Source organism: Bradyrhizobium ottawaense (assembly GCF_900099825.1).
Classification (GTDB): Bacteria; Pseudomonadota; Alphaproteobacteria; order Rhizobiales; family Xanthobacteraceae; genus Bradyrhizobium; species Bradyrhizobium ottawaense_A.
This window is the reverse complement of the sequence record NZ_LT629693.1, coordinates 1,789,543-1,802,875: the sequence shown is the minus strand read 5'-3', so window position 1 is coordinate 1,802,875 and position 13,333 is coordinate 1,789,543. Positions and strand designations below refer to the sequence as shown.

Annotated in this window: 9 protein-coding genes and 1 tRNA gene; 8 read left to right on the top strand and 2 right to left on the bottom strand. The window is 61.1% G+C overall.

The window, feature by feature from the left end; genetic code table 11:
* The first annotated feature begins 202 nt into the window (after positions 1 to 202).
* The 4 genes from BLR13_RS08410 to BLR13_RS08395 all read left to right on the top strand — a co-directional run bounded on the left by BLR13_RS08410 (position 203) and on the right by BLR13_RS08395 (position 5,349).
* On the top strand, positions 203 to 2,146 hold the full coding sequence (locus tag BLR13_RS08410; RefSeq protein ID WP_074825552.1) for a PrkA family serine protein kinase: 1,944 nt from the start codon (positions 203 to 205) through the stop codon (positions 2,144 to 2,146).
* A 13-nt stretch (positions 2,147 to 2,159) separates the two neighbouring features.
* Positions 2,160 to 3,437: a YeaH/YhbH family protein gene (locus tag BLR13_RS08405; protein ID WP_074825554.1), complete on the top strand. Its 1,278-nt coding sequence runs from the start codon at positions 2,160 to 2,162 to the stop codon at positions 3,435 to 3,437.
* Positions 3,437 to 4,981, top strand: coding sequence for a SpoVR family protein (locus BLR13_RS08400; protein WP_074825555.1), 1,545 nt, complete (start codon positions 3,437 to 3,439; stop codon positions 4,979 to 4,981). Before BLR13_RS08405 ends, BLR13_RS08400 begins: the two co-directional genes overlap by 1 nt.
* Positions 4,982 to 5,139: 158 nt before the next feature.
* Entirely contained in the window at positions 5,140 to 5,349 is a 210-nt protein-coding gene (locus BLR13_RS08395) for a hypothetical protein (RefSeq protein ID WP_074825557.1), read from the top strand.
* 798 nt (positions 5,350 to 6,147) lie between these two features.
* On the opposite strand, the gene BLR13_RS08390 is transcribed toward BLR13_RS08395, so the two are convergent.
* Complete coding sequence (locus BLR13_RS08390; protein ID WP_074825560.1) at positions 6,148 to 7,329, bottom strand: MalY/PatB family protein; 1,182 nt, start codon at positions 7,327 to 7,329, stop codon at positions 6,148 to 6,150.
* A gap of 48 nt (positions 7,330 to 7,377) precedes the next feature.
* Entirely contained in the window at positions 7,378 to 9,159 is a 1,782-nt protein-coding gene (locus BLR13_RS08385; RefSeq protein WP_074825561.1) for an acyl-CoA dehydrogenase, read from the bottom strand.
* A 301-nt stretch (positions 9,160 to 9,460) separates the two neighbouring features.
* Between BLR13_RS08385 and BLR13_RS08380 the strand changes: the two genes are divergently transcribed.
* From BLR13_RS08380 to BLR13_RS08365, 4 genes are all read left to right on the top strand, one after another.
* Positions 9,461 to 9,535 (top strand) — tRNA-Gln (locus BLR13_RS08380).
* A 792-nt stretch (positions 9,536 to 10,327) separates the two neighbouring features.
* Positions 10,328 to 10,561: an ABC transporter substrate binding protein gene (locus BLR13_RS08375; RefSeq protein WP_074825563.1), complete on the top strand. Its 234-nt coding sequence runs from the start codon at positions 10,328 to 10,330 to the stop codon at positions 10,559 to 10,561.
* Positions 10,562 to 10,740: 179 nt separating this feature from the next.
* Positions 10,741 to 12,180, top strand: a complete 1,440-nt coding sequence (locus BLR13_RS08370) for an IS1182 family transposase (protein ID WP_074831757.1) — start codon at positions 10,741 to 10,743, stop codon at positions 12,178 to 12,180.
* A 136-nt stretch (positions 12,181 to 12,316) separates the two neighbouring features.
* Positions 12,317 to 13,300, top strand: a complete 984-nt coding sequence (locus BLR13_RS08365; RefSeq protein WP_074825568.1) for an ABC transporter substrate-binding protein — start codon at positions 12,317 to 12,319, stop codon at positions 13,298 to 13,300.
* Positions 13,301 to 13,333 lie beyond the last annotated feature (33 nt).

Here is a 13,333-nt window from a genome sequence, read left to right as displayed (position 1 = left end):
ATGGCTTCACCGTTTGCACAAGATTTAGGCAATTGCCTGTTCATAAGTCACCCGCTGCACATGCCGGGCGTTGCGCACGGAAGGCCGTCGGATTCGAATAACGCATGTGCTGATGCCGATTCGCGTGGGTGGAAAGAACTCCGTTTATCCAGATTGAGGCGCGCGTGTTGCGGCAGGCCAGCGACAAGATGAGGAGCGGATCATGTACAACGATTCTCTGTTCAATGCGTTCGCACGGTCCTTCGAGGCCCGCAGCGAAGTCGATATGTCGATGGCAGAGTATCTGGAATCGTGTCGAGGCGATCCGATGCGATATGCCAATGCAGCCGAGCGGCTACTCGCGGCGATCGGTGAACCCCAAATGATCGACACGGCCAAGGACCCCCGCCTTGGCCGTATTTTTTTGAACAGGACCATGCGTGCCTATCCGGCGTTCGCCGGTTTCCACGGCATGGAAGAGACAATCGAGCGCATTGTCGGTTTCTTCCGGCACGCGGCCCAGGGCCTGGAGGAACGTAAGCAAATTCTTTATTTGCTCGGCCCCGTCGGCGGCGGCAAATCGTCCCTTGCCGAGCGGCTCAAGTCGCTGATGGAGGTCCATCCGATCTATGTGCTCAAGGCGGGCGACGAACTCAGCCCCGTCTTCGAAAGCCCGCTCAGCCTGTTCGACCCCGAAACCCTGGGGCCGATGATCGAAGAGAAGTACGGCATCCCGCGTCGCCGCCTCAATGGATTGATGAGTCCATGGTGCTACAAGCGGCTGGAAGCCTTCGGCGGCGATATCTCGAGATTCCGTGTGGCCAGGATCCAGCCTTCGCGGTTGCGCCAGATCGGAATCGCTAAGACCGAGCCCGGCGACGAAAATAATCAGGACATCTCGTCGCTGGTCGGCAAGGTCGATATCCGCAAGCTGGAGACTTTTGCGCAGAACGACCCCGATGCTTACAGCTATTCCGGCGGGCTCAATCGCGCCAATCAGGGTGTCCTCGAATTTGTCGAGATGTTCAAGGCGCCGATCAAGATGCTGCATCCGCTGCTGACGGCGACGCAGGAGGGTAACTATATCGGCACCGAGAATATCGGGGCCATACCCTTCACCGGTGTCATTCTCGCCCATTCCAACGAGTCGGAATGGCAGAGTTTCAAAGCCAACAAGAACAACGAAGCCTTCATCGACCGCATCTGCGTGATCAAGGTGCCGTACTGCCTGCGGGTCACGGAAGAGCAGAAGATCTACGAGAAGCTCATCCAGGGGTCCGAGCTTGCCTCCGCGCCCTGTGCGCCGTCGACACTGGAGACTTTGGCGCGCTTCTCGGTGATGTCGCGCCTGCGCCGGCACGAAAACTCGACGCTGTTTGCAAAAATGCGGGTCTATGACGGCGAAAGCCTGAAGGAATCCGATCCGAAGGCGCGCAGCGTTCAGGAATACAAGGATGCGGCGGGGGTCGACGAGGGCATGGACGGGATCTCGACGCGCTTTGCGTTCAAGGTTCTGGCTTCGACCTACAATCACGATACGACGGAAATCGGCGCCGACGCCGTCCATCTGATGTACACGCTGGAGCAGGCGATCCGCCGCGAGCAGCTTCCTGACGAAGTCGAAAAGCGATATATCGAGTTCATCAAGGCCGATCTTGCGCCGCGCTATGCCGAATTCATCGGGCACGAGATTCAAAAGGCCTACCTCGAATCCTATTCGGACTACGGGCAAAATCTGTTCGACCGCTACGTCGATTATGCCGACGCCTGGATCGAAGATCAGGATTTCAAGGATCCCGATACCGGACAACTGCTTGACCGCGAGCTCCTCAATCAGGAACTGACCAAGATCGAGAAGCCTGCGGGCATCGCCAACCCGAAGGATTTCCGCAACGAGGTCGTCAAGTTCTCGTTGCGGTCGCGGGCGCAGCACGGCGGCAAGAACCCGTCCTGGACCAGTTATGAGAAGATCCGGGAAGTGATCGAGAAGCGGATATTCTCGCAGGTCGAAGACCTGCTTCCCGTCATTTCGTTCGGCTCGAAAAAGGACGGCGAAACCGAGCGCAAGCACGGCGAGTTCGTCGAACGAATGGTCGAGCGTGGCTACACCGAGCGCCAGGTCCGCCGGCTGGTCGAGTGGTACATGCGCGTGAAGCAGGCAGGCTGAGGCGGATGAAAACGTGGCCATTCATATCGTCGACCGGCGGCTGAATCCGGGTAGCAAGAGTCTTGAAAACCGCCAGCGCTTCCTGCGCCGGGCCAAGGCGCTGGTTCAGGGGGCTGTCAGGAAGTCGTCGCAGGACCGGGACATCAAGGATGTCCTGGAAGGCGGCGAGATCAGTATCCCGCTCGACGGCATGAATGAGCCACGCTTTCGCCGCGAGGGCGGTACGCGCGACATGGTGGTTCCCGGAAACAAGAAGTTCGTCGAAGGCGACATCCTGCCGCGACAGGGCCGCGGCGGCGGGGGCAAGTCGAGCGCTCCGGGCGAAGGCGACGGTGAGGACGGCTTCCGTTTCGTCCTCAGCCGCGACGAGTTTGTCGATCTGTTCCTCGACGATCTGGAATTGCCCGATCTCGCCAAGCGCAAGCTTGCCGAGGTCGAAAGCGAGAGCATTCGTCGCGCCGGTTACACGACGTCCGGCTCGCCCGCGAATATTTCGGTGAGCCGCACGGTCAGCCGCGCAATGGCGCGGCGGGTCGCTTTGCGCAGGCCCCGGCCGGAGGCGCTGGCGGCGCTCGAAGCCGAGCTTGCGAATTGCAGCGAGGCGCGACGCGCCGAGATCGAGGCCGAGATCGAAGCCTTGAAAGCCAGGATGCGCCGGATCCCGTTCATCGATCCGATCGATATCAGATACCGGCGTTTTGAAACGACGCCGAAGCCGGCGACGCAGGCCGTGATGTTCTGCCTGATGGATGTATCGGGCTCGATGACCGAGCACATGAAGGATCTCGCCAAACGCTTCTACATGCTGCTCTACGTCTTCTTGAAACGGCGCTATCGCCACGTCGAGATCGTCTTCATCCGGCATACCGACAAGGCCGAAGAGGTCGACGAGGAGACGTTCTTTCGCGGGCCGGCGTCCGGCGGCACCCTGGTGTCGAGCGCGTTGCAGGCGATGCACGATATTGTCAGGTCGCGGTTTCGTCCGGCGGACTGGAACATCTACGCCGCGCAGGCATCCGATGGCGACAATTCGAGTTCGGACAGCGAGGTCGTGGCCCGGCTGCTGACGGAGATGATCCTGCCGGTCAGCCAGTTCTTTGCCTATCTGGAAGTCGGCCAGGACAACGGCCTGACTTTCGACATGCCTGACTCGTCGCTGTGGACGCTGTACGAGCGACTGCGCATCGAAGGTGCGCCGCTGTCGGCGCGCAAAGTCTGCGATCGCAAGGAAATCTTCCCGGTGTTCCACGATCTGTTCAAGCGCCGAGGAAAACAGGAGAGGGTCGCCTGATGACCGCGACGGACCAATTGCTGTTTCAGGGCGCGGATTGGGATTTCCAGACGCTGCAGCGCATCTCCGACGCCTGTGAGGAAATTGCGCGCTCCGAACTGGGTCTCAGTACCTATCCCAACCAGATCGAAGTCATTACGGCCGAACAGATGCTGGATGCCTATTCGTCCGTCGGCATGCCGCTGTTCTACAAGCATTGGTCGTTCGGCAAGCACTTTGCCTATGAGGAGGCCTCTTACCGCAGGGGGCTGATGGGTCTGGCGTATGAGATCGTCATCAACAGCTCGCCCTGCATTTCCTATCTGATGGAGGAAAATACCGCGACGATGCAGACGCTGGTGATTGCGCATGCAGCGTTCGGCCACAATCATTTCTTCAGGAACAATTACCTGTTCAAGCAGTGGACCGACGCCGAGGGTATTCTGGACTATCTCGAATTCGCCAAACGCTACGTGGCGCAATGCGAGGAGCGTCACGGACGTCAGGCGGTCGAACAGACCCTTGATGCGGCGCACGCCCTGCGGTCGCACGGTGTCGATCGGTATGCCGGCAAGAAGAAGCTCGACCTTCGCGCCGAGGAGGAGCGCGCCGGAAAGCGTCGTTTGTACGAAGAAACCGCCTTCAACGACCTCTGGCGAACCGTTCCGGCCGGACCCGTCAAGAGCGGGGCGGTGCTGAGCGCCGAGCGCCGCCGCAAGCTGCTCGGGCTACCGCAGGAAAACCTGCTGTACTTTCTCGAAAAATCGGCGCCACGCCTGCAGCCATGGCAGCGCGAATTGCTGCGGATCGTGCGGCATATCGCCCAGTACTTCTACCCGCAGAGCCAGACCAAGGTCATGAACGAGGGAACCGCGACCTATGTTCACTACCGCATCATGAACCGGCTGCACGAACTGGGCAAATTGTCTGACGGCAACTTTCTGGAATTCCTGAAGTCGCATACCAGCGTCGTGTTCCAGCCTGAATTCGACGATCGAGGTTTTTCGGGCTTCAACCCTTACGCGCTTGGTTTTGCGATGATGCAGGACATCGAGCGCATCGTCACCGATCCAGGGCAGGAGGATCGTGAGTGGTTTCCGGACATTGCGGGCAGCGGCGATGCGATGGCGGTTCTGCGCGACGTTTGGGCCAATTATCGCGACGAAAGCTTCATCAGCCAGTTCCTCAGCCCGCGGCTGATGCGACACTATCGCATGTTCCATCTACACGACGATCCGGAGCAAAAGGAAGGCATCAGGGTCGACGCCATTCATGACGAGCGCGGCTATCGTCGTCTTCGCCGCGAACTGGCGCGGCAATATGACGTTGGTGTCATCGACGCCAATATCGAAGTCGTAGACGTCGATCTTGCCGGCGACCGCCGCCTGGTGTTGCGTCACAACGTCGTGAAGGGCGCCAAACTGAATGAGGCCGACACGGTGCGCGTGCTGCAGCACCTCGCCAATCTCTGGAGCTATGATGTTTCGCTTGTCGAGGTCGACGAAGCAGATGTGGTCCTCAAGGAACACAAAATGACGCCCCGGCCGGTCGCGGCTGTCGCATAGGTGGCGAGCGTAACGTCTTGAACGAAGAGTCCCGGAACCAAAGCATCGTAACTGTGCCCGCAATTCACTTTCGCGTTTATTTTTCGGCCTGCGGTCTCGTTTTTGGGCGCGGCGTTATCTAGATCGTACTTACTGATACGTCATCAGCGAGTCGCGAAATGGGTAAGGAAGAAAAAACCGACGCGGAACTCGAAGATATGATCCTTCAGCGCCTGGTGATTGGTGGTGTCTTTGTATCTGTGCGCAAGGATCCAATCCTCGGCTGGCGTCCCACGGTGGTCACCGCGCCGAAACACACTAAAAACGCGCAAGAACTTGCCGACAAGATAGCCGCGGAACTGCGCAAGAAATTCATCTTGAAGGAGTGAAACCGCGCGCCGCGTCCGCATGTTGGGCCGATGGCCGTGCTCGGCGAAAGCTGGCGCTGCCACTGTTCCTCGAGTTGCGGCGTACAGCGATCGAAGCAAGGTTCAAGCCGATTTCATAGGGTGAGCTTCGGGGGGGGGCGAGTCGGGTTGCCCGCAGCGATGAAATCGCATTTTGCGTGCGACAAATTGGCACGACGGGCAAATCACCAAAAGTCTGTCCAGCCCTTCACGCAAAAATATTCCGCTAGGGCCGTCGGGCAAATCAGATTTACGACTCCCGCCATCCTGTCCCGCCAGAGGGGCGTTGGCCATCGTCGCAAACGAGGGGCAGGGAGCGGTGGACGCGAAGGCTGCGACTGACGAGCGCGGCAGACGCGTACGGTGAAGTCGTGTGGGCCTGATGCCGCGACGCTGGCATCAAGTTCGTGAGGGGCTAACGCTTCTTGCGGATGACGGTGACAACAAAGCCCGTTCGCCGGGGTGAGCACGAAGTAAGCCGTAAAGCCATTGCGCAGGGAAGGCCGGATGCCTCCGCCAAACCTGTATGCTTGCGTGCAAATCTTTGTTGCATCTATCGCACGCAAGACCGCGGGTGCGGCGCGCACCCGGTCTTCCCTGCGCCCTCTGTTCTCAAGAGGGACAACGAAATGCAAAACTTCGGGCGCATCGCGCCGCGAGATCGTGATGCCGCATTCGAAAATCGTAGGATGGGTGGAGCGCAGCGATACCCATCGCCTCACGGGCGGTGTTGATGGGTATCGCTGCGCTCCACCCATCCTACGTCATCGCATTCTCCGCTTACGCTCGCAAATCCCGAAAAGCCTCATCCAGCCGGTCGAGCGCCTCTGTGAGAATCGGACGCGGGGTGGCGAAGTTGAAGCGCAGCCAGGTTTCACCGCCCGGCCCGAATTGCTCGCCGGGGCTGGCAAAAATCCGCGCCCGGTCCTTGACCCTCGCGGCAACGTCCGCCGGCGCCAGTCCGGTTCCGGAGAAATCGACCCAGCCAAGATAGGTTGCATCGAGCCGCATCGAACGCGCGCCGGGTGCGGCACGCTCGATGCGGGTGTCGAGCAGGTCGCGATTGGCGGCCAGATAAGGCAGCAGCGCATCGAGCCAGGACTCGCCGGTTCGCCAGGCTGCTTCGGTCGCGATCATGCCGAAGGCGTTGTAGGAGGCGAGCCCGCTGGCCGCGATGCGCGCGTCGAGCTTGGCCTTCAACACCGGATTGGAGGTGAAGCAGGCGCCGACATGGGCGCCGGCGAGATTGAAGGTCTTGGTCGCGGCGACGCAGGTAATCAGGCGATCCGCGATCTCGGGCGCAGCCGACAGCGTCGGCGTGTGCTGGACGTCGCCCAGCAGCAGGTCGCAGTGAATCTCGTCGGACACCAGGATCAAATTGCGTTCGGCGCAGAAGGTGGCGAGCGCACGGATTTCCTCGACCGACCAGACAGTGCCGCCCGGATTATGCGGGCTGCAGAAAAACACGATTTTGGTGCACGGCGTGAGTTTCGCAGCCAGCGCCTCGAGGTCCATCTCGTAGCGGCCCTGGCGCAGCACCAGTTGCGCATCATGGATGCGCCGCTCGTTGGCGAGAATGATCTTGCGAAAGGCGTGATAGGCCGGCGGAAACACCACGACCTCGTCGCCGGGCTCGGTGACGGCTTGAAGGATGAGACCGAGGCCGGAGACGACGCCGGGCGTCTGGCTCACCCACGCCGGATCGATCTTCAGGCCGTGCCTCCGCGCCAGCCATTCGGACGCCGCAGTCGCCCAGCTTCCGGTGTCGGCGTAATAGCCATGAACGGCGCGGGTCACATCCGCGCTCAGCGCTTTCGTCACGCCCGGAGGGGCGGCGAAATCCATGTCGGCGACCCACATCGGGATGCCGTCGGCGGCGGTGATCCCGGAAAGCTTGGCCATCATGTCCCATTTCGACGCGTGCGTGCCGCGGCGGTCAATAACGCGATCGAAATCAAACATCGGGACGATGGCTCCTGCCTGAGAGAGTTTGCGGCGTCGCGTGCGCCCTTACGCCAGCAGCACCGCGTCGGCGCCGTTCACGGCATCGGCGCTGTCGATCACGGTCTTCTCCAGCGAACCGGACTGAACCGTGATGTTTTCGGCAAAGAACCTTGCCAGCGTGACATAGCGTTGCGGATCGCCGGCGTCGCCGTTGGCTTTGGCGGCGAGCGCTTCGCCGGCCAGCATGCAGCCGCCGAGCGTGGAGCCGAACAGCCGCAGATACGGCGTCGCACCCGCGAGCGCGTCGTTCGGCGCCGCGGCGACGCGTTCCAAGAGCCACTTGCTGGCGCGGTCGAGCGAGCCGAGCGCGTCGCGCAATTTTACGCCGGTGGTGCCGAAGGCCGGATCGTTCGAGGCCTCCACCTGCTTGACGATGCCTGTGAGCTCGTCGAGCAGCGCCCACACCGAGGCGCCGCCATCGGCCGCGAGTTTTCGCGTGACAAGGTCGATCGACTGGATGCCGTTGGTGCCTTCATAGATCGAGGTGATGCGGGCGTCGCGGTAGTGCTGCGCGGCGCCGGTCTCCTCGATAAAACCCATGCCGCCGTGGATCTGGACGCCCAGATACGTCACCTCGTTGCCGATGTCGGTGGAGAAGGCTTTTGCAATCGGCGTCAGCAACGCGCCGCGCGCGGCAGCGTCGCTGCGGACCTTGGTGTCCTTGGCGCGCACGGAGATGTCGAGCGCCACGGCGGTGGCGTAACAGATCGAGCGCGCGGCAGCGGTCATGGCGCGCATCTGCATCAGCATGCGCTTGACGTCGGGATGGACGATGATGGCGTCCATACCGTCGCCCTTCGAGCCGATGCCGCGGCCTTGGCGGCGTTCCTGCGCAAAGGCCAGCGCCTGCTGATAGGCGCGGTCGGCAATGCCGACGCCTTCGAGGCCGACGCCGAGGCGAGCCTGGTTCATCATCGTGAACATGCAAAGCATGCCGCGATTTTCCTCGCCGACCAGGTAGCCGATCGCGCCGCCCTGGTCGCCCATGGTCATGGTGCAGGTCGGCGAGGCATGCATGCCGAGCTTGTGCTCGACGCCGCTCGGATAGATGTCGTTGCGGGTGCCGAGCGAGCCGTCGGCATTGACCATGAATTTCGGAATCAGGAACAGCGAGATCCCCTTGGTGCCGGCGGGAGCGTCGGGCAGGCGGGCCAGCACGAAATGCACGATGTTATCGGTCATGTCGTGGTCGCCATAGGTGATGAAGATCTTGGTGCCCTTGATGCGATAAGAGCCGTCGGGCGCGCGCTCGGCGCGGGTGCGCAGCGCGCCGACGTCGGAGCCGGCCTGCGGCTCGGTGAGCTGCATGGTGCCGGTCCATTCGCCGGAGATAAGCTTCTCCAGATAGATCTTCTTCAGTTCGTTGCTGCCATGGGCGTCGAGCGCCTCGATGGCGCTGAGCGTCAGCAGCGGGCAGAGGCCGAAGGCGATGTTGGAGGCGCTCCAGATTTCGGTGCAGGCGGCGTTGATCGCGAGCGGCAGGCCCTGGCCGCCGAAGGCCTCGGGGCCCGATACCGCGTTCCAGCCGGCCGCGGTCCAGCGCTGATACGCATCGGGCCAGCCGGGCGCGGTGGTGACCTTGTTGTCTTCGAGCTTGATGCCGTGTTCGTCGCCGACACGGTTGAGCGGCGCCAGCACGTCGCCGGCGAATTTGCCGGCCTCCTCCAGCACGGCCGCGGTGATGTCGCCGTCGAAATCGCCATAATGGCCGGCCTTCACGGCGGCCTGAAGGCCCGCACCGTGATTGAGCGCGAGCAGGATGTCGGAAATCGGCGCGCGGTAGGTCATGACGGGCATCTCGCGTTGACGGAAAACAGAGGCTGCCGTCTTCCCACGAAACCGGCCTTCTCTCAACTCTCCGATCGGCGGTATCGGGCCGCACCGGGCCGTGCGGGAGCGCCCTCGGTGCGAAAGGCGACCGGGCGACGAACCCGGAAAATCACCCTATATAAAGGATCGGGTGGGCGAGGGCCGATTTCAGGTGAAATTCGGGTCGTTAGCCTGTTGAAATGGCCGAACTCCGTCTATAGACCGGCGTTGCCGGACAGGCGTCGGGACCAGCGGTCTCGCACGTTCCGAAGCGGCCTGTTGGGGCGTAGCCAAGCGGTAAGGCAGGGGATTTTGATTCCCCCATTCGGAGGTTCGATCCCTCCCGCCCCAGCCACGCAGTCACTCGACTTTAGATTGTGGTCAATTTCTACGCGAAATGCCCGCATTCTACGGGGATTTTGCATATCTAGCCGGTCTCCAGGAGCAAGAAATTCGGCAACCTAAGAGGGAATCTGCCGAAAGTCTCCAGCCCGAAACCCAGATATTCCCGTTTTCAAGGAGACGATTGGCGGAGACAGGCTCGATTGCCACTGCGCGGTAGGGGTGACAGTGAATTTGCGCCTTTTCGGACGGCTCAACAGTGAGGCACGCGCGGCAATCGCTCGATGAAATAGATTTATTAAACTCGATGTTCACTTGTCTGTTCCTGGAAGATGAGCAGACATGTCGCAAGCGAAACACGATGTCGCATAATGGACCCTTAGCCGACATGACATGCCTACCGCCTGACCTCTGGCCCGGCGCGATTGCCCGTGCTGTGATGCTGGCGTTGAACAGGCGGCGAGGCGGCGGGGCTGATGAGGCGACGGACATTCTTGCAGGCAGCCGGCGGCGCGGGCGCCGCGCTTCTGCAAGGCTACATCAATGGTTCCATGCTGCCGAGGGGGTGAGCATGCCACCTCCCGGCGCGGACGGACTCGAATAATAGCGATACCCACCATGGAAGTAGAAGTGGCCGTGTCTGTGGTGCCGCGCAGATGCGGGTGTGCTCGCAAGCATAGCCGCGGACGCGAGTACTAGAAGAGTAAGTTTCCATGTCATGACTGAGGTTCCTTTGCGATGACATCGGAAGACATAATCGATCAGAGCGCTGGGTGTTCCAAACGGCGCAGCCGCAGAATGCGGGATGCGCCCGGCGTGGCTTGGTCCCTATCCGGCCCGCGTGCCCGGCGATCCGGCCAATCCGCTGGGCGTGCGGGCGCCGATGCCGCCAAAATTGTCCAAGGGCGCAAAGCCCGGCGACCTGCCAATCGAGCAAGCCAGCAAGTTCTGGTTGGTGGTGAACCTCAAGACGGCAAAGCAGCTCGAGATCGCCGTTCCTCCAAACGTGCTGACGCTGGCCGGCGAAGTGATCGAATGAGGTGCGACTTCCGCTCCTGGGGCACTTTTCGGACATGGCGCAGCGGTCGCGACATGTCTGTTATCAAGGCAACAGCGGACGTCATTTGCTCGGTGCGAGTATTTCGCCTTTTGACCCTGGCTGTGTAAAAACGCCGGGTGCTTTGCTATGATTCTCTCGTGATTCTGCGGGGGAAGCTGATGAGGCGCTTCGTTGAGCAGGCGGATCGTGGGCAGTGTACGCTATTGCCCGAATGCCTCGATGATTTCATTGACGATAGCAACCCTGTTCGCGTGATCGACGTGTTTGTCGATGCGCTCGATTTGGCGGAGATGAGCTTTGAGGGGGTGGAGCCGGCGGCGACTGGTCGGCCATCGTACCACCCCTCGGTTCTGCTCAAGCTTTACATTTACGGCTATCTGAACCGGGTGCAGTCGAGCCGGCGGCTCGAACGAGAGGCCGGGCGCAATGTCGAGGTCATGTGGCTGCTGGGTCGGCTCGCACCTGATCACAAGACGATCGCGGACTTCCGCAAAGACAATGGCCTGGCGCTGCGCAGGGTATGTGCGCGCTTCGTCGAACTCTGCCGTGAGATGGGCCTTCTCGCGACGGCGAGCGTTGCCATCGATGGCAGCAAGTTCAAAGCCGTGAACAACCGGGACAAGAACTTCACACGGGCGAAGGTGGAACGGCGGCGTGCGCAGTTGGAGGAGAGCGTCGCGCGCTATCTGAGCCAACTTGACACGGCCGACCGGCAGGAGCCGACGGAGGCGCTGACCGCGAAGGTAACGAGACTTACCGAGAAACTGACGAAGCTGAAGGAGGAAATGGGCAAGCTTGCCGTTTACGAGAAGCAGATGCTTGCTTCGCCTGACCAGCAAATCTCACTGACCGATCCCGACAGCCGTTCGATGGCGACGAGCGGGCGTGGTTCCGGCGTCGTCGGCTACAACGTGCAGGTCGCCGTGGATACCGAGCACCATCTGATTGTGACGCACGAGGTAACGAACAGCGGCTCAGATCGGGCTCAACTGGCCAATATGGCCAAGCAGGCGAAGGCTGCTCTCAAGACCAAGACGCTCGAGGCCGTTGCCGATCGCGGCTACTTCAGCAGCCTGGAGATCCTCGCGTGCCACGAGGCCGGCGTCACGGTAACTCTGCCCAAGCCGCAGACGTCGGGTGCCAAGTCAGATGGCCGCTTCGGCAAGCAGGACTTTGTCTATTTGCCAGAGGAGGACGCCTATCGCTGTCCAGCTGGGGAGCAACTGCCATATCGCTTTACGAGCGAGGAGGACGGCAAACGGCTACGGCGCTACTGGACCACAGCCTGTCAAGATTGTTCGCTTAAATCGCAGTGCACGACAGGGCCAGAGCGGCGGATTCCGCGATGGGAGCATGAACATCTGCTCGAAGCCGTGCAGCAGCGCCTTGATGCAAACCCACAAGCCATGCGCCAGCGTCGCGAGACGGTCGAGCATCCGTTCGGTACGATGAAGGCCCGCATGGGAGCGACACACTTCCTCACCAAAACGCTTCCAAAAGTAGCCACCGAGATGGCTCTTTCGGTCCTTGCCTATAATCTGACACGGGTCATGAACATGGTCGGGACCAAGCCGCTGATGGCTGCGATCTTGGCCTGAGACCGAACCGGTCCTGGCTTCTCACCGACTTCCTAGAAGGGTGTTTTTACACGGCCAAGACCCATAGCGGGCATTGCCTCATGCCTTCCAGCGTACCTATGCAAGCTGTTATAATGATATCCCATGAGGTGTCGGCATGAGGCGGCGGGAATTCATCGGCCTTCTTGGCGGTGCGGTAGCGTGGCCACTTGCTGCACACGGGCAGCAGCCGGCTTCGCGGATTATCGGCGTTCTGGGATTTGGATCGATAGAAGCCGCGCGGACAGGTTTTGTCCCGACCCAGCGCCGCCTCGTCGAGATGGGCTATGTCGAAGGCCGAAACCTCTCGATCGAATATCGCGGGGCCAACGGCCGTGAGAACCGGCTGGCCGAACTGGCCGCAGAACTCGTGCAGCGCCGCGTGGATGCCATCGTCGTCTTTGCAGGTCAATCCATCGTTGCTGCCAAGGCCGCCACCACCTCCATTCCAATCCTCTTCTTTACCGGGTTCGATCCCGTCCAGAGTGGATTCGTCGCAAGCCTCAACCGGCCTGGCGGCAATGCCACCGGGATCTCAGTTCTCAACACCGAACTGCTGGCCAAGCGTCTACAGGTGCTATGCGAACTGATGCCGTCGGCAAAGTCCATTGCGTTCCTCTACAGCCCGACAGGCCTTGTGTCCGGGGGCGACTCCATCGGCAACGAGCTGGCATCGGCGGCCGAAGCTCTCGCTGTGAAGCTATCGCCCGTGGAAGCGCGGCATGCCGATGATTTCGAAGCAGCTTTCGCCACAATGGCGAACGCGCGACCGGATGCGGTGCTGGTCTCGGCCGACGCATTGATGTTCCAAAATCGCGCAACGCTGGTCCGCTTGGCGGCCCGACACAGGCTACCTGCGGCCTATCCAATCCGGGAGTTCGTCGCAGGCGGCGGATTGATGAGCTACGGAACGAATTATTCGGAAGCATACCGTCAGGTGGGCGAGTATGTCGGTCGTGTGCTGAACGGTGAGAAGCCGGAGAATCTGCCCGTGCAACGGGTCACAAAGCTCGAGCTCGTCATCAACATCACAACGGCAAAGGCGCTCGGCCTCACAGTCCCTCTGGCGCTGGTCGCCCGTGCGGACGAGTTAATCGAATAATTGCGCTCTCTTCCGCTTGGGCACGAACCGGAC

What these genes read in the sequence shown, in the direction of transcription:
- BLR13_RS08390 (WP_074825560.1), bottom strand. Translation starts at nt 7,329, where the DNA reads ATGTTTGATTTCGATCGCGTTATTGACCGCCGCGGCACGCACGCGTCG.
- BLR13_RS08410 (WP_074825552.1), top strand. Translation starts at nt 203, where the DNA reads ATGTACAACGATTCTCTGTTCAATGCGTTCGCACGGTCCTTCGAGGCC.
- BLR13_RS08365 (WP_074825568.1), top strand. Translation starts at nt 12,317, where the DNA reads ATGAGGCGGCGGGAATTCATCGGCCTTCTTGGCGGTGCGGTAGCGTGG.
- BLR13_RS08385 (WP_074825561.1), bottom strand. Translation starts at nt 9,159, where the DNA reads ATGACCTACCGCGCGCCGATTTCCGACATCCTGCTCGCGCTCAATCAC.
- BLR13_RS08400 (WP_074825555.1), top strand. Translation starts at nt 3,437, where the DNA reads ATGACCGCGACGGACCAATTGCTGTTTCAGGGCGCGGATTGGGATTTC.
- BLR13_RS08395 (WP_074825557.1), top strand. Translation starts at nt 5,140, where the DNA reads ATGGGTAAGGAAGAAAAAACCGACGCGGAACTCGAAGATATGATCCTT.
- BLR13_RS08375 (WP_074825563.1), top strand. Translation starts at nt 10,328, where the DNA reads ATGCGCCCGGCGTGGCTTGGTCCCTATCCGGCCCGCGTGCCCGGCGAT.
- BLR13_RS08370 (WP_074831757.1), top strand. Translation starts at nt 10,741, where the DNA reads ATGAGGCGCTTCGTTGAGCAGGCGGATCGTGGGCAGTGTACGCTATTG.